Origin of the sequence: Sphingosinicella terrae (genome assembly GCF_003347635.1) — a bacterium.
GTDB classification, from domain to species: domain Bacteria; phylum Pseudomonadota; class Alphaproteobacteria; order Sphingomonadales; family Sphingomonadaceae; genus Allosphingosinicella; species Allosphingosinicella terrae.
Genome location: NZ_QDFY01000001.1, coordinates 998,825 through 1,017,620 on the forward strand (window position 1 = coordinate 998,825; position 18,796 = coordinate 1,017,620).

An 18,796-nucleotide genomic window follows, 5' to 3' on the forward strand; every position below is an offset into this window, starting at 1 on the left:
AGGCGCAAAGGGCGCCCTGGAAATCTGCTTTCCGTCATCCCGGCGACGGCCGGGATCTCCCTTTTCTTCCAGAAGGAAATGAGATCCCAGCTTTCGCTGGGATGACGTGGAGGTGGCGCGGGAATTCTTTGCGTCTTTGCGGTTTTGCGTGAAATCGATCGGGCGTTGGCGGCACGCGCCTCCCGCGCGAAGAAGGGCGCGGCGTCTCGTGGGCAAGAGAGGGCGCGGGTGGCGGGCGGCGGCGATGGCCGTCATGCGCCGAGCTCCCTGCCCTCTTGCCTCCCGGGAGGGGGGATTCGAGACCGAGCGGACAAGTCGAGCCGGTAGATCCGGGCGGCATTGCCGCCCCACAAAGCGCGCTGCTCATCGTCCGTGAGGTCTTCCGACGCATCGGCGAGCGCCGCCATCGTCTCGTCATAGGGGGCGAAGAGGCGGTCGGTGGGGAAGTCGCTGGCGAAGAGGCAGCGGTCGGGGCCGAGGAGGTCGATGGCGGCGCGGGCGCGGTCGCGGGCGGCGGCGCCGTCCCAGGGGCGGAAGGCGAAGCCGAGGCCGGAGAGTTTGAGCGCGACGTTGGGCAAAGCGGCGAGCGCGGCCAGGCCGGCGCGCCAGTCGGCTTCGCCCTCGACGCCCATGCCGGCATGGTCGACGATCACCCGGGTGTCGGGATGGCGGGCGATCAGCCGGGCGAGGCCGGGGAACTGGCCCGGATAGGCCTGGAGATCGAAGGAGAGGCCGAAGCGGGCGAGCAGGCCGAATCCCGCCTGCCAGGCCGCGTCGCCGGTGACGTCGCGGGGCGTATAGGTGCGGTCGGGATCGGCGTGCCAGCAGACGATGTGGCGGATGCCGCGGACGTGGGGCCGCGCCGCCTGGGCGGCGAGCCGCGCCTCCACGTCGGGGGCGTCGAGCGGCACGTGGGCGACGGCGACGATCGGCACCGGCGAAGCGGCGGCGACCTCGCCGATCCAGTCGGTCTCGGCGAGCGCCTGGTCCGGCGCGGCGCCGGCCTCGACATGGACCAAGCCGGCGACGTTCCACGCCTTCGCCTCGTCGAGATAGTCGCCAAGCGTGTAGGTGGCGGCGATGGCCGCGACATTGCCGTTGGGGCCGCCGTCGGCGAAGGGCGGGGCCAACCAGGGATAGGAAAGGCGGCCGAGGTCCCACAGATGCATGTGGGCGTCGACGAACGGATATTCGGGCATCTTTTCCCTCTCCCCTTCAGGGGAGAGGGCCAGGGAGAGGGGGTGATAAGGCCGGCGATTCACGCCCGGCGCCGAACACCCGTCTCTGACCTTCCCCTCTCCCCGACCCTCTCCCCTGAAGGGGAGAGGGAGCCATTCAGTAGGTCGTCCTTCCTCCCGAGGTGTCGAAGGTGGCGGCGGTGGTGAAGCTGCATTCCTCCGACGCCATGAAGCAGATCATCGCGGCGGTCTCGCGGGCCTCGCCGAGGCGGCCCATCGGGATGCGCGAGAGCATATAGTCGACCTGGCTCTTCGGCATCTGGGCGAGGATCGGGCTTTCGAAGGTCGCCGGCGTCACTGAATTGGCGAGGATGCCGCTGGTGGCGAGCTCCTTGCCGAGGGACTTGGTGAAGGCGATCACCGCCGCCTTGGACGCCGAGTAAGCCGAGGCGTTGGGATTGCCCTCCTTGCCGGCGACCGAGGCGACGTTGACGATGCGGCCATAGCCGCCGTCGCGCATCAGCGGCACGATGGCGCGGCAGCAATGGAAGACGCCATGGAGGTTGACGTCGACCACCCGCCGCCAGCTGTCGATCGGGAAGGCCTCGACGGGGCTGGTGGCGCCGGTGATCCCGGCCGAGGTGACGAGGATGTCGACCCGGCCGAGCGCCGCGCGGCTCTCGGCCGCGGCGCGCGCGACCGCCTCGCCATCGGCGACGTCGAAGCAGGCCTGGTGGTCGGCGCCGACCTCGGCCACCGCCTCGGCCAGTCCTTCGGGATCGATGTCCCACAAGGCGACGCGGCCGCCCTCGGCGACGATCCGGCGGGCGACCTCGCGCCCCAGCCCGGAGGCGCCGCCGGTGACGATCGCGGCGCGCCCGGCGAAACGGCCGGCAAAGACGCTCATCCGGCGGCGACCTCGAGGGCGAAGGGGATCACCGTCTGGCGCTGCTCGCCGAGGCCGGCGATGCCGAGCCGCATCTCGTCGCCCGCCTCGAGGAAGACGGGATCGGGCTTCCTGCCCTCGCCGACGCCCGGCGGCGTGCCGGTGATGAGGAGGTCGCCCGGCTCGAGCGTGACGAAGCGGCTGACATAGGAAAGGCAGTGCGCGACCGGGAAGATCATCGTCGCGGTGCTGCCGGCCTGCATCCGCTTGCCATTGACGTCGAGCCAGAGGTCCAGCGCCTGGCAGTCCGGCACCTCGTCGGGGGTGACCAGCCAGGGGCCGACGGGGCCGAACGTGTCGCAGCCCTTGCCCTTGTCCCACTGGCCGCCGAGCGCCTTCTGGAAATGGCGCTCGGAGACGTCGTTGGCGAGGACGAAACCGGCGACGTGATCCAGCGCATCGGCTTCGTCGACGTGGCGGCAGCGCCGGCCGATAACGAGGCCGAGCTCGACCTCCCAGTCCATCTTCGTCGCGCCCCTGGGCAGCATCACCGGATCGTTCGGGCCATTGAGGCAGGAGATCGCCTTGGTGAAGAAGATCGGCTCGGGCGGCGGCGCCAGGCCGGCCTCGCGGGCGTGGTCGGCATAATTGAGGCCGATGGCGAGGAACTTGCCGATCCCCGCGACGGGGACGCCGAGGCGCGGCTCGCCCTCGACGATCGGCAGGCGCTGCGGATCGAGGCCGCGAACCATCCCGATACGGTCGACGGTGACGTCGGGGATATTGCCGGACAGGTCGCGGATCCGCCCATCCCGGTCGAGCAAACCGGGCTTCTCCTGGCCTCTGGGTCCGTAACGAAGCAGCTTCATGCCTGGGCTGTTCCTCAGTGCGAATAGGGTCGATGGAGGGGAAGGTCGCGGTTCAGCTCGACGCCGAAGCCGGGCCGGTCGAGCGCGGAGAGGCGCAGGCGCCCCTGTTCAGGCACCGGCTCGCCGAGCAGCTGCGGCGCGAACATCGGCACCACCCGATCGGCGGCCGGCGCCATCATCAGATATTCGGCGAAGGGGCTCGCCTGCCGGGTGACGATGAAATGATAGGAATAGACGGAGGAGCCGTGCGGAACGACCGCCTTGCCATGGCCCTCGGCATGGTCGGCGATGCGGACCAGTTCGCTGAGGCCGCCGCACCAGCCGACGTCGGGCTGGACAATGTCGCAGCAATCCATCTCGACCAGCATCCTGAACCCCCAGCGGGTCGCCTCATGCTCGCCGGTGGTGACGAGCAGGCCTTCGGGAACGCGCCGCTTCAGCTCGGCATAGCCCCAATAGTCGTCGGGGGGCAGCGCCTCCTCGATCCAGTGCAGGCCGAGCGCGTGCGCCCCGGTCGCGAGACGGACGGCATAGTCCAGATCGAGCGCCATCCAGCAATCGAGCATGAGCGGGAAATCGGGGCCGACCCGATCGCGCATCGCGGCCAGATCGGCGAGGTTGCTCGCCAGGCCCTCCTCCCCTTCCGCCGGCCCGTGATGGAGCGGGATCTTGCCGCCGACGAAGCCCATCGCCTTCGCCAGGTCCGGCCGGGAGCCGGTGGCGTAGAAGGCGATCTCGTCGCGTACCGCGCCGCCGAGCATGTGGTGGACCGGTTCGCCGCGGAGGCGCCCGGCCAGGTCCCACAGCGCAAGATCCACCCCGGAAAGCGCGTTCACGACCAGCCCCTTGCGCCCGTAGAAGAGCGAGGCGCGGTACATCTGCTCCCACATCTCCTCGCGGTCGTCGGGCGAGCGGCCCTCGATGAAGCGGGCGAAATGCTTCTCGACGACAAAAGCGGCGGGCTCGCCGCCGGTGGTGACGGCGAAGCCGATCGTGCCGTCCTCCGCCTCCAGCTCGACGATGAGGGTGCCGAGCACGTCGATTCCGAAGCTGCGGCGCGAGCGGCGATATTCGGGCCAGTCGCTCATCGGCGTCGCGATATGATCGTCGATCCAGTGGTCGCCGGACTGGTCGTGATAGTCCGCCCCGCCGCCGCGGACGGTGTAAGCGCGGACGTGAGTGATCTTCGGCAGGGTCATAAGGGCGCGTGTCCGGGAGTGGCGGCGGAGGCGGGAAATCCGGAAGTTATCCCACGCGAAGCCGCGAAGGCGCGAAGGGGTGCCGCGGCCCTCCATCCGTCATCCTGGCGGAAGCCAGGATCTCCCTTTTCTTCTCCAGAAGGCAAATGAGATCCCGGCTTATGCTGGGATGACGCGAGGCTCTTTGCGTCTTTGCGTCTTTGCGTGAACCCATTGTGGCGGCCGGCACCGGCACGACGCCCGCGGACAGGAACGCCCCGCAATCCGCCATAGCCGGGGCGTACCGCTATTTGATACGCCGGTGCGCAGCGATTCATGCTCCCCCTCCGAGCGGCGATTGCCGGCCGCTGAATTCCATATTATGGACATGAGTATTACGAGATGAAACAAACCAGGTCAAATACGGATATGGCGAGCGTCGCGGAAAAAGCGGAAGCGAAAGGTCCCGCCGGGAGCCAGACGCTGATGCGCGGGCTCGACATCATCGATGCGGTGATGGACGGGCCGATCACCCTGGCCGATCTCGCCGCCAAGCTCGGGCTCAACCGGTCGACCACCCACCGGCTCGCCAATGCGCTGATCGAGCGGCGCTACGTCACCTTCATGCCGCGGATCGGCTATCAGTTCGGGCCGAAGCTGCTCGCTCTGGGCTTCCTCGCCCAGCAGCGCACCGACGTCGTCCAGGTGGCGCGGCCGCACCTCGAGGCGCTGGCGGCGCAGACCGAGGACACGGTCCATCTCGGCGTGATCGAAGGCGACCTCGCGCTCTATCTCGACAAGATCCCCGGGCGGCGCCGGGTCGAGATCAGCAGCCGGGTCGGCGAGCGCCAGCCCTTGACCTCGACCGGGCTCGGCAAGGCGCTGCTGCTCGACGAGGCCGAGGCGCGCTGGCGCCAATTGTTCGAGCGCGACCAGGCGAGCGGATCGCCCAAGGCGGATTATGCGGCCTGGCTCGAGCGGATGAAGGGCTATGTCGAGGCGGAGCGCAGCTTCGACCTCGAGGAGAATGAGGATTTGATCCGCTGCGTCGCCGCGCCGGTGCGCGATGCCTCCGGGCGGATCGTCGCGGCGATCAGCGTCTCCAGCGCCGCCCAATATATGGCCGACGATCGCATGCAGGCGCTCACCGGCGACGTGCGCGAGACCGCCGAGGCGATCGGCCGCGACCTCGGCTGGTCCGAGACGGCGCCGACGCCGCGCGCCCGGACCCGCCGATCGTGAGGCTGCTGGAGGGCAAGATCCTGGCGATCACCGGCGGCTCGACCGGGATCGGCCGGGCGACGGCGATCGCCGCTGCCCGGCACGGGGCCGACGTCGCCCTCCTCCATCTCGGCGATTCCGAGCGGGCGGAAAGCTGCGTCGCCGAGATCGAGGCGCTCGGCCGGCGCGCGGCCGTCCTCGAGGGCGACGTCGCCGAGGCGCGAACGGCCCGGGCCTTCATCGGCGCGGCGGTCGAGGGGCTCGGCCGGATCGACGTTTTCGTCAGCAATGCCGGCATCTGCCCTTTCCACGCCTTCCTCGACATGCCCGCCGAGACGCTGGAGCGGACGATGCGGGTCAATCTCCACGGCGCCTATTTCATGGTGCAGGCGGCGGCGCGGCAGATGGTCGAGCAGGGGCAAGGCGGCGCGATCGTTGCCGTCTCGTCCATCTCCGCCTTGGTCGGCGGCGAATATCAGACCCACTACACGCCGACCAAAGCGGGGGTTCATTCGCTGATGCAGTCGGCCGCGATCGCCCTCGGCCGCCATGGCATAAGGTGCAATTCGGTGCTGCCCGGCACGATCGAGACCGACATCAACCGCGACGATCTCGCCGATCCGGCGAAGCGCGCGGTCATGGCCGGCCGGGTGCCGCTGGGGCGGCTGGGAGAGCCCGAGGACGTGGCGGGGCCGATCGTCTTCCTCGCCTCGGATCTGGCACGCTACGTGACCGGCGCGGCCCTTCTCGTCGACGGCGGGGCGTTCGTGAACTTGCAATGAAGTGCGCTCTCCCGGGAACGGGAGGCACGAGAAGGTTCCACATCCTGATTGACAGTTGCACATATCGGTATTGTTGCTAGGCTTGTCTCCACCGGCGAAGATCGGGCGAGGGAGGAAGCTGATGGACGGCGATTCACCGACATTCGGGCGGCGCGCGGTGATGACGGGGCTGGGCGCCGGCGCAGCGGCACTGGCGGCGCCGCGGGTGGCGGCGCAGGCCCGCGCCACGCGGCGCAGGCGATACGCGCTGGTCGGCTGCGGTAGCCGCTCGCGCATGTTCGAGACCGCAATCTGGGGTCCGCACCGGGGTGAGGCGGAGCTGGTCGCGATCTGCGACACCAATCCCGGGCGCCTGGCGCTGGCGCAAAGGCGCGCGGCCGAGGCGGGGGCACCCTCCCCCCGGCCCTATCTCGCCGCCGAGTTCGACACGATGCTGCGCGATCGGCGTCCGGACGCACTCATCGTCTGCCCGCCCGACAATGTGCATGACGATTATGTCGTGCGCGCGCTCGACGCCGGGCTCGACGTCATCACCGAGAAGCCGATGACGACCGAGGCGGGCAAGGCGCAGCGCATCCTCGACGCGGTGCGGCGCTCCGGCCGGCACATCAGGGTCACATTCAACTATCGCTACTCGCCGTTCCGCACCCAGGTGAAGGAATTGCTGATGGCGGGCGAGATCGGCGACGTGCTGTCGGTCGATTTCCAGTGGCTGCTCAACACCGTCCACGGCGCCGACTATTTCCGCCGCTGGCATAGCGACAAGAGCATCTCCGGCGGCCTCATGGTGCACAAGGCGACCCATCATTTCGACCTCGTCAACTGGTGGCTGTCGGACGTGCCGGAAAGCGTCATCGCCACGGGTAAAAAGGAATATTATATTCCTGCGATGGCGCGGCGGATGGGCCTGTCGGGTCCGCACCAGCGCTGCCGCACCTGTCCGGAGAAAGCGGCGTGCAGCTTCTTCTTCGACCTCGAGGAGGATGCGGCGCTGCGCGCGCTCTATCTCGAGAACGAGCGCTATGACGGCTATCATCGCGACCAGTGCGTGTGGCGCGAGTCGATCGACATCGAGGACACGATGAACGTCGTCGTCGGCTATCAAGGCGGTGCCACCCTTTCCTACAGCCTCAATGCCTTCAACGCCTGGGAGGGCTATCGAATCGCGTTCAACGGCACCAAGGGGCGGCTCGAGCATGGCGCGGTCGAGCCGGCCCTGGTCGCCGGGGCGAGCCGCGAGCAGGACCGGGAGATCGTCCACACCCGCATCATCCCGCTGCGCGGTGCGGCGCGCGAGATCGAACCCCGCATGGGCGAGGGCGCCCATGGCGGCGGCGACGCGGTGATGCTCGCCGACCTGTTCGATCCCGATGCGCCGGCCGATCCGCTGCTGCGCGCCGCCGACGAGCGCGCCGGCGCCGCCTCGATCCTGGTCGGGGTGGCGGCGAACCAGTGCTTCCGGACCGGCCAGCCGGTGCGGATCGCCGATCTGGTGACCGGGCTCGAGCGGCCCGATTATCCGGCGATGCCGACGCGGCAGGACCGGATCCCGATGCCGCTGCGGACGGACCAGGTTTGAACTTCCGCGCCTCTCCTTGTCCGTCTTCCCACCCCTACCCCTCCCCTCGATGGGGAGGGGTAGGGGGTGGGGTGGCGCCAATGAAGGGCGCCGCGCGGGCGGAACCGCCACCCCACCCAACCCTCCCCATCAAGGCGAGGGCTTTGCAGTGGCGAGGGTGAGGCGGCCGAGGCTCATCGATGGACGCATGCGTTCGTTGCTCACGACGTTGCTCCTCGGCGCAGCCCTCCTCCCCGCCCCCGCTTTCGCGCAGCCGATCGACCGCCACGCCCTCGTCTCCCGGCACAGCCCGGTCCTCACCGCGATCGATGCGCATGCGCCGCTGATGGTCGGCAATGGCGAGATCGGCTTCACCGCCGACATGACCGGCCTGCAGACCTTCCCGGAGGCCTATTCCCCGCTCGCGCCCCTGCTCACCATGGCGCAGTGGGCGTGGCACAGCTTTCCCAATCCCGGCGGCTTCACGGAAGCGGATGGGCTGGCGATGGTGCCGGTGCCCGGCCGCGGCGAGCAGCCTTATCCGTGGATCCGCGACTGGTCGGAGATCGAGGCGCGGCCGGCCCTCGCCTGGCTGCGCGAGAATCCGCACCGTTTCTCGCTGGCGCGCATCGGGCTTGCGATGACCGACCGCGCCGGCCGGCCGGCGCGGGTCGAGCAGCTCACCCATACCCGCCAGCGGCTCGACCTGTGGACAGGCACGCTGCACAGCGCCTTCCGCTTCGACGGCGTGCCGGTCACGGTGGAGACGCGGGTCCATCCCCAGCAGGACCTGATCCTGGTGCGGATCCGATCGCCGCTCGTGGCGGCGGGGCGGATCGGCGTCGACATCGTCTATCCCGGCGTGTCGCGGACGCTCAATCCGGATCCGTCGGACTGGAGCGTGGACGAGGCCCATCGAACCGAGATCGTCGCCGGCGAGCCCGGACGAATACGGCTGCGGCGGCAACTGGACGCTACGAGCTTCCATTCGACGATCGCGGCGCCCGGCGCGACGATCGCGGCGGCCGGTGCGCACGCCTTCCGGATACGCCCGGCCGGGGGAGACACGCTCGTCCTGATGATCGGATTCGAGCGGAACGGCGCGGCGCCTGCCCCGGCGGTCGCGTTCGAGCCGGCGGCGGCGGCGGCGGCGGACCATTGGCGGTCCTACTGGACGAGCGGCGGCGCGATCGACTTTTCCGGCAGCACCGATGCCCGCGCCGCCGAGCTCGAGCGGCGGGTCGTGCTGTCGCAATATCTCTCGGCGGTGAACGGGTCGGGGAGCCTTCCGCCGCAGGAGGAGGGTCTGTTCTCGAACAGCTGGAACGGCAAGTTCCACCTCGAGGTCCATCCGCTGCACGCCGCCCATTTCGCCGCCTGGGGGCGGCCCGAGCGGCTCGAGCGCAGCCTCGCTTGGTATCTGGAGACGCTCGATCGGGCGCGCGCCGTAGCGCAGCGCCACGGCGTCGAGGGCGCGTGGTGGACCAAGATGTCGGGGCCGGAAGGGCGCAACAGCCCGAGCACGATCAACCCCTTCATCATGTGGCAGCAGCCCCACCCGATCTACATGGCGGAACTGGTCTGGCGGACGCGGCGCGACCGGGCGACGCTCGAGCGCTACGCGGAACTGGTCGAGGCGACCGCGGCGTTGCTGGCGAGCTGGCCCCGACGCGACGGCGTCCGGCTGGTGCTCGGGCCGCCGATCATCCCGGTCCAGGAGAACCACCCGCCGCTGACCACGGTCAATCCCGCTTTCGAGACGGAATATTTCCGCTGGGGGCTGGCGACCGCCCAGGCCTGGCGCGAGCGGCTGGGCCAGCCGCGCCGCGCCGACTGGGACGCGGCGATCGCCGCGCTGGCGCCGCCGGCGCAGCGGGACGGCCTCTACCTGCCGGTCGAGAGCGCGCCGGATTTCTGGCGCGCCGCCGCTTCGCCGGCGTGCAGCCAGAATGCGATCGAGCCGCCTTGCCTCAACCGCGACCATCCCTCCTTCCTGATGGCCTATGGCTGGATCGCCGGCGGACGCATCGATTCCGAGACGATGCGCCGAACCTTGCGCGCGACGGAGGCGCATTGGGACCTCAGGCAGACCTGGGGCTGGGACTTCCCCATCGTCGCGATGACCGCGGCGCGGCTCGGCGAGCCGGAGGGCGCGGTCGATTGGCTCTTCCGCGACCTGCCCAACAATCGCTGGGGAACGAGCGGAATGACGCCGCGAATACATCTCGAGGCCCATGCCGCCGACCTGTTCGCACCGGGCACGCGGCCGGCCGGACCCGACGGGCCCGGCTATAGGCGCGCCGCGGAAACCTATTTCCCGTCCAACGGATCGCTCCTGCTCGCGGTCGGCATGATGGCGGCGGGCTGGGACGGCTCGCAGGGCGAGGCGCCCGGATTCCCGCGCGAAGGCTGGCGGGTGCGGGTCGAGGGCATCCGGCCGCTGCCTTGAAGCGCCTTTCCTTCCGGGAGCGGGAGGAAAAACGGGGAGGCGCCTGGCGACGCCTCCCCGCAGGAATGCCTCAGGGGAGAGGCTATGGCATCCGCCTAGAACCGGACGATGGCGCCGATGAAGAACTCGGTGCCGAGCACGTCGTAGGTGGCCGGATAGGTATTGGACCGGATCTGCGGGCTGCCGACGATCGGCGGATCGTTGTCGAGCAGGTTGTTGGCGCCGCCGAACAGGTTGAGACGGTCCTCGATCAGGTCGAAGCTGAAGGAGAGGTCGAGATAATGCTGCGCCGGCAGCACCGGATAGACCAGCGAGTCGAGGCTCGGCGCATTGGCCGCGTCGGCCCGGCGGGGCAGCAGGAAACGATCGTTGGTGACGCTGTCGATGAAGCGATGGCGCACGCTCAACGACAAGGCGCCCGTGTTCCAGGTGAGCCGGGTGACGCCGCGCCATTCCGGGATCGGCTCGCCGCAGGTCGTGCCGAACGAGCCGATGCAGAAATTCTTGATCTGCGGCAGCGCCGCGACCGGCGTGATCGTGAACTCGTCGGTCCAGGTCCAGTCGGTCGACAAATCGAGCGTGCTGGTCTCGCCGAGGAGGCCGAAGCCGAGGTCGAAGCGGTAGCGAAGCGCGACGTCGACGCCGCTCGTCTTCAGCGAGCCGGTATTGGCGTTCCGGATCTGGGCGACGAAGGGATCGTTGATCGCGCCGGTGATCGGATCGCGGTTGATCGCCTGGCAGAACTCGCTCGCATTGTCCTGGATGACGTTGAAACAGAGGTTGAGCGTGTTGTTGAGGCCGCCGCCCAGCTGCGAGATGGCGCCTTCGAGGGTGATGTCGAAATAGTCGATGCTCATCCTGAGGCGCGGCAGAAAGCGGGGCTGGAAGACCACGCCCACGGTCCAGGTGTCCGACGTCTCCTCGCCGACGTCGGGATTGCCGCCGAAATCGGCCGGGATGATGTTGTTGGGCTGGACGCCGGCAGTGAAGACCAGGCCGGCCGGGACCCCGTTGGCGATGCAGATCTGGCGTACCGCCTCCGTCTGCTGCGCCGCCGGCTGACGGCTCGAGCAGGGATCGGTGGCCGGCTCGACGCTGCGCCTCGAGCCGCCATAGAGCTCGGCGACGTTGGGCGCGCGGATCGCCCGCTGATACTGGCCGCGCAGGGTGAAGTCGGGCGTCGGCTGCCATTCGGCGCCGCCGAGATAGGTCCAGACTCCGCCGACGCCGTCCAGGCTGTAGTCGGAATAGCGGAAGGCGCCGTTGAGGGTGAGGCTGTGGAAGAAGGCAGTGTCGCGCAGCAGCGGCACCCGCACCTCGCCGTAAATCTCCTTGGCGGTGACGCTGCCGGAGGTCGGCAGGCCGGGATTGAAGCCGGCGACGTCGCCCGAGGACAGGAAGGAATCCGGCGTGTAGCGCGCCTCCGACCGACGCCATTCGACGCCGAAGGAGAAGCCGACGGGACCGGCGGGGAGACTGAACAGATTGCCGGCGAGGTTGGCGGCGGCGACCTGGAGCTCGGCCTGGGTCGAGTTGGTCGCGCTGATTCCGATCGCCGAGGCGCAGCTCTCGTCGATATTCTGGCCGAAGATGTTGCAGACCGGCGCCGCGCCACCCTGACGCAGGAGCGAGGCCTGCAGCCGGCTGCGCGAGATGGCGTTGCGCAGGAGCGTCGTCTCCTCGGTCCGGGCATAGCTGTAATAGATGTCGTAGGAGAGGTCGGTGAGGAAGCCGGCGGAGGCGTCGCCGATGTCGCCGCGGAATCCGATCGCGCCGCGATAGACGTTGCGGCGGGCGTCCGCCTCGCGCGGCCCGACCTCCGAATAGCGGCGACCGGCGGTGAGGACGGCACGGCCGTCGGCCGGCGCGTTGGTGTAGGTGGCGGAGCCGGCGCTGACCGTGGTGACCGCGGTCTCGCGCAGGTCGAGCTGGCGAAGCACCTCCTGCAGCGCCGGGTCGAGATAGGGATTGTCGACGTCGAACAGCGTGTTGACGCCGACATTGCTCGGCGCGAGCCGGGCGCTGACGACGTTGTTGCTATAATGGAGCTCGAGATAGCCGGTCAGCCAGTCGGTGAAATCATAATGGCTGAAGCTGTTGATCATCCACCTTTCCTGCGGGACGATCAGATAATTGTCGGGGCCGAGATTGAAGCGGTCGTCGGGATCAATCGCCGGCCGCGCGGTGGTGCCGGCATCGTCGAAGGTGAAGCCGAACGCACCGAACCCGCCGAGGCCGGCCGCGGCATAAGCCGCGTCGAGCGCCGGATTGGACTGGGCCGAGCCGGGGACCGGGATGCCCGAGAAGCGGCCGTTGGGAATGTCGCCGCTGCCGCTGTTGATGAATCCCAGCTCGCCGCCGGCGCCGGTGCAGGTCTGGCCGCCGGGGACCGGGAACGGGGTGCCGGTGCGCGAACGGCCGCCGCTGCCGGGAACGATGCAGCCGTCGGCAAAGGAATCGAACGCCCATTCGCCGCGCTCGCCGCGGGTGATGCCGCCGCGCTTCAGATAGTTGGCGGAGACGACGGTGTTGCCGCGGCCGTCGGCGAAATTGCCGCCGACGGTCACGTCGAAGCTGTAGACCGGAGTCCAGGTCGAGCTGTCGATATTGAGCTGGGCGCGGCCCTCCACACCTTCGAAGTCGCTGCGCATGATGAAGTTGACGACGCCGGTGATCGCGTCCGAGCCGTAGACGGCCGACGAGCCGCCGGTGACGATTTCGGTCCGCTCGATCAGCGCCGCGGGAATGGTGTTGAGATCGGTGACCTGCTCCGGCCCGTAAATGGCGAAGCGGCGGCCATTGACCAGGACGAGATTGCGGTTGGGCCCGAAGCCGCGCAGGTTCACGTCGGCGGTGCCGCCCGGGACGGTGTTGGCGCTGGCCCCGCCATTGGTCGAAGCGACGAATTGCGGGGACTCGCTGAGCAGGTTCTCGACATTGACCGTGCCCGAGAGGGTGATGTCCTCGGAATCGAGCACCGCCACCGGCGTCGACGCGTCAAAGCCCTCGCGGGCAATGCGCGAACCGGTGACGAGGATGTTGGTCTCCTCTTCGGCCACCGCCGCGCTCGCTGCAGGCTCGACTTGAGCCCAGGCCACGCTTCCCCAGCCCAGCGCCAAGCCGGAGGCGACGGCGAGGCGCGTCCCCGCCATGAGCTGCGCACGAAATTCGTCTCGAGCAGGCTTACCCATTATCCGACCCCCCTCCTCTCTTGTGGTTATCCCACAATGTGGTACGTAGTATTATAGAATGAGAGGAATTGCGTCAATGGGAAATCGGTTCGGCGACGAACCGAAGCCGGCGGGGCAACCGTGTCGGGTGGTGCGAAGGCTTACTCGAAGACCCGCTGGAGTCGGTCGGAGCGTCGGCCTTCCTTCGCCGTCCTGAGCTCGACGAACGCCGCGGCGACGAGCGGTGCGCCGACCATCGAGGCGACCGCGGCGGTCACGGCTTCCGTGGCGGCGGTGGCGGCCACGGGCGAGGATGGAAGGACGAGAAGGAGGATTCGGCCGAGCAGCCAGCGGAGGACCTCCGGCCCGAGGAAGAGCAGCAGCGCGAGGAGGAAGAGGGGCCAGCGGGCGCCCCGGCTGAGCTCGCGGCTCCTGCGCAGGCTTGCGCGCATGCCGAGCCGCTCGCCGATCATCGCGGGAAGGGCGAGGAAGAGCATGACATAGGCGATGATGCCCGGGACGATCAGCACGACGAATCCCGCCAGGACGAAGAAGGATGTGACGATCTGAAGGGCGAGCGCGCGGGGCATCCACGCCCAGGCCTCGACGAGACCGTCCCGGAAGCGCGGCCTATCGTCGCCGAGAAGGGCCAGCGAGTCGCGAAGCAACGCGACGAACAGGTAGAAAGCGAGCAGAAGGCCCGCGAGCAGCAGCGCTGCGCCGAGCGGCGAGCCGTTCAGCGTCAGGCCGGCAAGCCGATATTCCTGGGCCGGGACGATCTGGTACGCAGCCACCGGCACCCCGACCAGGAGCGAGGCGGCCAGCCCATAAGCGAAGAACCTGTCCCGAAGCAGATCGGCCGCGCTCCCGAAGACCCGCCCGAGATACAGCCACGTCCATCCCTCGGCCGCGCTCGCCATTGCCCCGCCTCCGCCGGCCGTTCTCGCCAGGAGGCGCCTCCTTGTCCAGATGCCCTCAGCTAAGCGCTTGCGCCGCCGCGGCCTCGCCTCCTAGGATGAGGGCGCCCGGCGGTTGCGGGCTGGGGGAAATTCGGGGCCGATGTTCGAGAAGCCGCCCGTCGTCACGGTTCCAAGGCCGTCCGAGGCGGAACCGACGGCCGATGCGCCGCCGGCGATCGGCGATGCCGAATTCGCCGAGGCGCACCGGCGGCTGCTCGCCGACGAGGCGATCCAGTTCGACCTGCCGATGTTCCGGCCGCCGGAGCCGGTGGAGCCGCCGGGCTGGCTCCAATGGCTGGCGAATTTCCTGTCGACCGACCATCCGGTGCTGCGCGGCCTGCTCTGGATCCTGCTCGGCGCCGCGGCCCTGCTCATCCTCTGGCTGGTGGCGCGGTGGCTGTGGGCCCTTCGATACGGGTCTTCGACGAGCTCGGACCCCGCTCTGGACGAGCGGCTCATCGAGGAAAAGACGGCGCGCGCCCTGCTCTCCGAGGCCGACGCGCTGGCGGCGCGGGGGCTGTTCTCCGAGGCCGCGCACCTCCTCCTGTTCCGCAGCCTCGAGGATGTCGAGGCGCGGCGGCCGGGTCTGCTGAGGCCGGCGCTGACCAGCCGCGACATAGCCGGGCTGCCGGCAATACCGGAGCGGCCGCGCGGCGCCTTCGCGCGGATCGCGATGCTGGTCGAGCGCGGCCTGTTCGCGCGGCGGCCGCTCGCCGAGGGCGACTGGCGCGACTGCCGCGCCGCCTATGAGGAATTCGCCTTCGCGGAAGGCTGGCGCGGGTGAGCCGATGAGCCAGCACCAGCCGTTCAACCCGCGCCTCGTCGTCGGGCTGGTCGTCGCGGGCATCCTGGCCTTCGCGGCGCTGGTGCTGCTGCTCGCCTTCGGCAGCCGGATCGGCACCGGCCAGGACGGCCGCGCCCATGCTTTGTCGGTGTCGGCGGTCGGCTACAAGGGACTGGTCGACCTGGTCGGCACCTTCACCGAGACCCATCTGGTCGAGGACGTGGCCGATCTCGACACCGATCATCTCGCCGTCATCGCGGTCGAGCCGCAGAGCCGGGCGGAAGACGTGCGCACCATCCTCAACCTGCGCGGCGACCGGCCGACCCTGATCATCCTGCCCAAATGGCAGACCGTCCCCGACCGGGCGCATCGCGGCTGGGTACGGGGCGTCATCCCCGGCCTGGGCGGATCGATGGCGGAGGTGATCGGCGCCGACGTCGCGGTGGCGACCTATCGCTCCCAGGAGAGCGACGCGCCGGTCGAGGGCCAGGGTGCGCTCGCCGGCCTGCGTTTCCCGGTGCCGCGCGCGCCGCAGGGCATCGAAGGCCAGGGGATCGAAGTGCTGGTGCCGCTCGGTCCCGCGAACGGCCCGGCCGGCGCGGCCCCGGGCAAGAAGCCGGGCGCAGAGGCGCCAAGCGGCCCGGCGCTCGTCGCCCGGGTCGGCGAGGGCCGGCTCTACGTCGTCGCCGATCCCGACCTCGTCAACAATCACGGCCTGCGCGATCCGGCGACGGCCCGGGCCGCGCTCGCGATGATCGAGCGGCTCAACACCGACGAGCCCGACCTCGTCGATTTCGACCTCACCGTGAACGGGCTCGGCGCCGCCCAGGCGCGATCGATGCTGCGCCTCGCCTTCGAGCCGCCCTTCCTGGCGATGACCCTGGCCCTTCTCTTCGCCGCCTTGCTCGCCGGCCTCCACGGCGCCTTCCGCTTCGGCCCGGTGCGCCGGCCGGAGCGGGCGATCGCCTTCGGCAAGGCGGCGCTGGTCGAGAACAGCGCCGGCCTCATCCGCCTCGCCGGGCGGGAGGCGCGGCTCGGCGGCGCCTATGCCGACGTCGTCCGCCAGGACGTGGCAAGGGCGGTGCACGCGCCGCCGGGACGGGAGGCGGCGGAGACCGACGCCTATCTCGACCGGCTGGGGCCGCGCGACGGGCCGAGCTTTTCCGCGCTCGCCGCGGAGCTGGCGCGGGCGCGCGACCGGCATGCGCTGATGGCGGCGGCGCGGGCAATGATGCGGTGGAAGCGCGAGGTGGTGAAGTGAGGGGCGGGTTGGGGACTGGGGACTGGGGACTGGGAGCGATGCTGACTTCCCAGTCCCCAGCCCCTAGTCCCCAGTCCCGAGCATTTGAACGGGGGATGACGACGTGAACGTATCGGAAGTGAAAAGGCTGGCGGAGGCGATCCGCCACGAGGTGCGGCGGGCGATCGTCGGGCAGGACGAGGCGGTCGAGCTGATGCTCATCGCCCTGTTCAGCTCCGGCCACATCCTGCTCGAGGGGCCGCCGGGGACGGCGAAGACCTTCCTCGCCCAATGCTTCGCGCGCACGCTGGGCCTCGATTTCGGGCGGATCCAGTTCACGCCGGACCTGATGCCTGGCGACATATTGGGTTCCAACCTGTTCAACTTCCAGACCAGCCAGTTCACGCTGACGCGCGGGCCGATCTTCTGCGAACTGCTGCTCGCCGACGAGATCAACCGCACGCCGCCCAAGACCCAGGCGGCGCTGCTCGAGGCGATGCAGGAGCGCAGCGTCACCATCGACGGCGAGACCCACAGGCTGCCGCCGCGATTCATGGTGATCGCGACCCAGAATCCGATCGAGCAGCAGGGCGTCTATCCCCTCCCCGAGGCGCAGCTCGACCGGTTCCTGTTCAAGCACCGCATGGGCTACCCCTCGGCCGAGGAGGAGATGCGGATCGTCGCCGTCCACGGCGCCCGCTTCGGCGCGCCGCGGGCTGAGGAATGGGGGATCACCCGCCAGGTCGAGCCGGGACAGCTCGACGAGGCGGTGACGGCGACGGCGGCGGTGCCGATGGTCGACGAGGTCACCGACTATGTCGTCCGGCTGGTGCGGGCGACCCGCGAGGCGCCGGACCTGGAGGCGGGCGCCTCCCCACGCGCCGCGGCGATGCTCGCCGGCGCGGCGCGGGCACGCGCGGCGCTCGACGGGCGCGACTATGTCATCCCCGACGACGTCAAGGCACTGGCGCCGGCGGTGCTCAGGCACCGGGTGCTGCTGTCGGCGGCGGCGGAGATCGAGGGACGGCCGGTCGAGGCGGTGATCGGGCGGCTCATCGAAGAGGTCGGGGCGCCGCGGTGAGGATGTCAGGGGAGTCATGCTCGCCGCATCTCCCCTCCTTGCGTGCAGGGAGGGGAATAAAGTGATCTATCCGACGCGCCTGGCGATCCTGCTCGCCGCGGCGGTGGCGCCGGTGGCGCTGCTGATCGGCGTGATGGTGCCCGCTTTCTGGACGGCGGGGCTGGCCTTGCTGGTGCTGCTCGTCGCCCTAAGCGTGGTGGATGCGTTCGCCGGGGCGAGCCTGCGGCGCGCCTCGGCGGGGATCGACGGGCCGAAGTCGGTCGGGGTCGGCGAGACCTTCGCCCTGGTCGCCGAGGTGCGCTTCGACGGCGCGGCGCCGCGGGCGCTCGAGGTCGCGATCGGCGTGTCGGGGCCGGTCGCGGCGCCGCTCGGCTATCGCGCCCGCGCCGAATGGCGGCAGCCGGCGATCGCCGCCGCCGCGGTCGCGCTCAAGGCGGAGCGCCGCGGCACGGCCGGGATCGAGGCCTTGTGGCTGCGCTGCAAGGGCCCGCTCGGCCTCGCCTGGAAGCAGCGCCAGATAAGGCTGGACCAGGCGGTGCTGATCACGCCCGACATCCGGCCGGTCCGCGAGAAAGGCGCGCAAATGGTCAATCGCGACGCGATGCACGGCCAGATCGCCCAGCTCCAGATCGGCGAGGGCGCGGAGTTCGAGGCGCTCGCCGACTACAGGCCGGGGATGGACCGGCGCTCGATCGACTGGAAGACCTCGGCGCGGCACACGATGCTGATCGCCAAGGAATTCCGCACCGAGCGCAACAACCATGTCGTCATGGCGGTGGATTGCGGCCGGGCGATGTGCGAGCCGCTGGTCGACGGACTTCCACGCGTCGACCGCGCCGTCTCCGCCGCCCTGCTCACCGCCTTCGTCGCACTTCGCGACGGCGACCGGGTCGGCCTGTTCGCCTTCGATTCGCGGCCGCGCGCGTCGAGCCGCCCGATCTCCGGCCCACGCGCCTTCCCGATGCTGCAACGGGTGGCGGCGGGGATCGACTATTCGGCCCACGAGACCAACTACACCCTCGCCATGGCGACGCTGGCGGAATCTCTGAGCCGCCGGTCGCTCATCATATTCTTCACCGAATTCGCCGACACGATCAGCGCCGAGCTGATGCTCGGCGCGACCGGGGCGCTGCTCAAGCGCCACCTCGTCCTGTTCGTCGTGCTGCGCGACGAGGAGCTGGAAGCGCTGACCGCCGCCGAGCCGGCCGAGCCCGAGGATGTCAGCCGGGCGGTGATGGCGGCAAGCCTGCTTCGCGAGCGCCGGCTGGTGCTGACCCGCCTGCGGCACATGGGGGTGCATGTGATCGAGGCCGCCGCCGACCAGGCCGGCCCTGCCCTGGTCAACGCCTATCTCGAGCTCAAGCGGAGAGGGACGCTGTGAAGTCGCTCGTGCCGATCTCGGCGCCAAGATCCTCCCCTTCGAGGGGAGGGGAACCGCGCG

14 protein-coding genes are annotated in these 18,796 nt (G+C 69.8%); 8 read left to right on the forward strand and 6 right to left on the reverse strand.

The window, feature by feature from the left end:
* Window positions 1-251: 251 nt before the first annotated feature.
* The 4 genes from DDE10_RS04705 to rhmD all read right to left on the reverse strand — a co-directional run bounded on the left by DDE10_RS04705 (window position 252) and on the right by rhmD (window position 4,132).
* Complete coding sequence (locus DDE10_RS04705) at window positions 252-1,199, reverse strand: amidohydrolase family protein (RefSeq protein WP_114951501.1); 948 nt, start codon at window positions 1,197-1,199, stop codon at window positions 252-254.
* A 136-nt stretch (window positions 1,200-1,335) separates the two neighbouring features.
* Window positions 1,336-2,085, reverse strand: a complete 750-nt coding sequence (locus DDE10_RS04710) for an SDR family NAD(P)-dependent oxidoreductase (RefSeq protein WP_114951502.1) — start codon at window positions 2,083-2,085, stop codon at window positions 1,336-1,338.
* Window positions 2,082-2,933: a fumarylacetoacetate hydrolase family protein gene (locus tag DDE10_RS04715; RefSeq protein ID WP_114951503.1), complete on the reverse strand. Its 852-nt coding sequence runs from the start codon at window positions 2,931-2,933 to the stop codon at window positions 2,082-2,084. The genes DDE10_RS04710 and DDE10_RS04715 overlap by 4 nt, the downstream gene beginning before the upstream one ends.
* A 14-nt stretch (window positions 2,934-2,947) precedes the next feature.
* A complete protein-coding gene (gene rhmD, locus DDE10_RS04720; RefSeq protein ID WP_114951744.1) occupies window positions 2,948-4,132 on the reverse strand; it encodes an L-rhamnonate dehydratase in 1,185 nt (394 codons plus the stop codon).
* A 381-nt stretch (window positions 4,133-4,513) separates the two neighbouring features.
* On the opposite strand from rhmD, the gene DDE10_RS04725 reads away from it, so the two are divergent.
* The 4 genes from DDE10_RS04725 (at window position 4,514) to DDE10_RS04740 (ending at window position 10,121) form a co-directional block, all read left to right on the forward strand.
* Window positions 4,514-5,353, forward strand: a complete 840-nt coding sequence (locus tag DDE10_RS04725) for an IclR family transcriptional regulator (RefSeq protein WP_114951504.1) — start codon at window positions 4,514-4,516, stop codon at window positions 5,351-5,353.
* On the forward strand, window positions 5,350-6,114 hold the full coding sequence (lra1, locus tag DDE10_RS04730) for an L-rhamnose 1-dehydrogenase Lra1 (protein ID WP_114951505.1): 765 nt from the start codon (window positions 5,350-5,352) through the stop codon (window positions 6,112-6,114). The genes DDE10_RS04725 and lra1 overlap by 4 nt, the downstream gene beginning before the upstream one ends.
* Window positions 6,115-6,235: 121 nt before the next feature.
* Window positions 6,236-7,693: a Gfo/Idh/MocA family protein gene (locus DDE10_RS04735; protein ID WP_114951506.1), complete on the forward strand. Its 1,458-nt coding sequence runs from the start codon at window positions 6,236-6,238 to the stop codon at window positions 7,691-7,693.
* Between the two features lie 187 nt (window positions 7,694-7,880).
* Complete coding sequence (locus DDE10_RS04740; RefSeq protein ID WP_114951507.1) at window positions 7,881-10,121, forward strand: hypothetical protein; 2,241 nt, start codon at window positions 7,881-7,883, stop codon at window positions 10,119-10,121.
* 95 nt (window positions 10,122-10,216) lie between these two features.
* On the opposite strand, the gene DDE10_RS04745 is transcribed toward DDE10_RS04740, so the two are convergent.
* The gene (locus DDE10_RS04745; protein WP_284734441.1) at window positions 10,217-13,312 is read right to left on the reverse strand and encodes a TonB-dependent receptor plug domain-containing protein; all 3,096 of its coding nucleotides are present in this window, start codon (window positions 13,310-13,312) and stop codon (window positions 10,217-10,219) included.
* A 140-nt stretch (window positions 13,313-13,452) separates the two neighbouring features.
* A complete protein-coding gene (locus DDE10_RS04750) occupies window positions 13,453-14,211 on the reverse strand; it encodes a YciC family protein (protein ID WP_114951509.1) in 759 nt (252 codons plus the stop codon).
* Window positions 14,212-14,350: 139 nt separating this feature from the next.
* Between DDE10_RS04750 and DDE10_RS04755 the strand changes: the two genes are divergently transcribed.
* The 4 genes from DDE10_RS04755 to DDE10_RS04770 all read left to right on the forward strand — a co-directional run bounded on the left by DDE10_RS04755 (window position 14,351) and on the right by DDE10_RS04770 (window position 18,736).
* Window positions 14,351-15,034 carry a hypothetical protein gene (locus DDE10_RS04755; RefSeq protein ID WP_284734442.1) on the forward strand — a complete coding sequence of 228 codons (684 nt, stop codon included), beginning with the start codon at window positions 14,351-14,353 and terminating at the stop codon, window positions 15,032-15,034.
* Between the two features lie 4 nt (window positions 15,035-15,038).
* Entirely contained in the window at window positions 15,039-16,295 is a 1,257-nt protein-coding gene (locus DDE10_RS04760; RefSeq protein ID WP_114951510.1) for a hypothetical protein, read from the forward strand.
* A 103-nt stretch (window positions 16,296-16,398) separates the two neighbouring features.
* Window positions 16,399-17,355, forward strand: coding sequence for an AAA family ATPase (locus tag DDE10_RS04765; RefSeq protein WP_114951511.1), 957 nt, complete (start codon window positions 16,399-16,401; stop codon window positions 17,353-17,355).
* Between the two features lie 61 nt (window positions 17,356-17,416).
* Window positions 17,417-18,736 (forward strand): DUF58 domain-containing protein, encoded by a 1,320-nt coding sequence (locus DDE10_RS04770; protein WP_114951512.1) that lies wholly within the window; start codon window positions 17,417-17,419, stop codon window positions 18,734-18,736.
* The last annotated feature ends 60 nt before the right edge of the window (window positions 18,737-18,796 follow it).

What these genes read in the sequence shown, in the direction of transcription:
- DDE10_RS04755 (WP_284734442.1), top strand. Translation starts at nt 14,351, where the DNA reads ATGTTCGAGAAGCCGCCCGTCGTCACGGTTCCAAGGCCGTCCGAGGCG.
- DDE10_RS04715 (WP_114951503.1), bottom strand. Translation starts at nt 2,933, where the DNA reads ATGAAGCTGCTTCGTTACGGACCCAGAGGCCAGGAGAAGCCCGGTTTG.
- rhmD (WP_114951744.1), bottom strand. Translation starts at nt 4,132, where the DNA reads ATGACCCTGCCGAAGATCACTCACGTCCGCGCTTACACCGTCCGCGGC.
- DDE10_RS04710 (WP_114951502.1), bottom strand. Translation starts at nt 2,085, where the DNA reads ATGAGCGTCTTTGCCGGCCGTTTCGCCGGGCGCGCCGCGATCGTCACC.
- DDE10_RS04750 (WP_114951509.1), bottom strand. Translation starts at nt 14,211, where the DNA reads ATGGCGAGCGCGGCCGAGGGATGGACGTGGCTGTATCTCGGGCGGGTC.
- DDE10_RS04735 (WP_114951506.1), top strand. Translation starts at nt 6,236, where the DNA reads ATGGACGGCGATTCACCGACATTCGGGCGGCGCGCGGTGATGACGGGG.
- DDE10_RS04760 (WP_114951510.1), top strand. Translation starts at nt 15,039, where the DNA reads ATGAGCCAGCACCAGCCGTTCAACCCGCGCCTCGTCGTCGGGCTGGTC.
- DDE10_RS04740 (WP_114951507.1), top strand. Translation starts at nt 7,881, where the DNA reads ATGCGTTCGTTGCTCACGACGTTGCTCCTCGGCGCAGCCCTCCTCCCC.
- DDE10_RS04745 (WP_284734441.1), bottom strand. Translation starts at nt 13,312, where the DNA reads ATGGGTAAGCCTGCTCGAGACGAATTTCGTGCGCAGCTCATGGCGGGG.
- DDE10_RS04705 (WP_114951501.1), bottom strand. Translation starts at nt 1,199, where the DNA reads ATGCCCGAATATCCGTTCGTCGACGCCCACATGCATCTGTGGGACCTC.
- DDE10_RS04725 (WP_114951504.1), top strand. Translation starts at nt 4,514, where the DNA reads ATGAAACAAACCAGGTCAAATACGGATATGGCGAGCGTCGCGGAAAAA.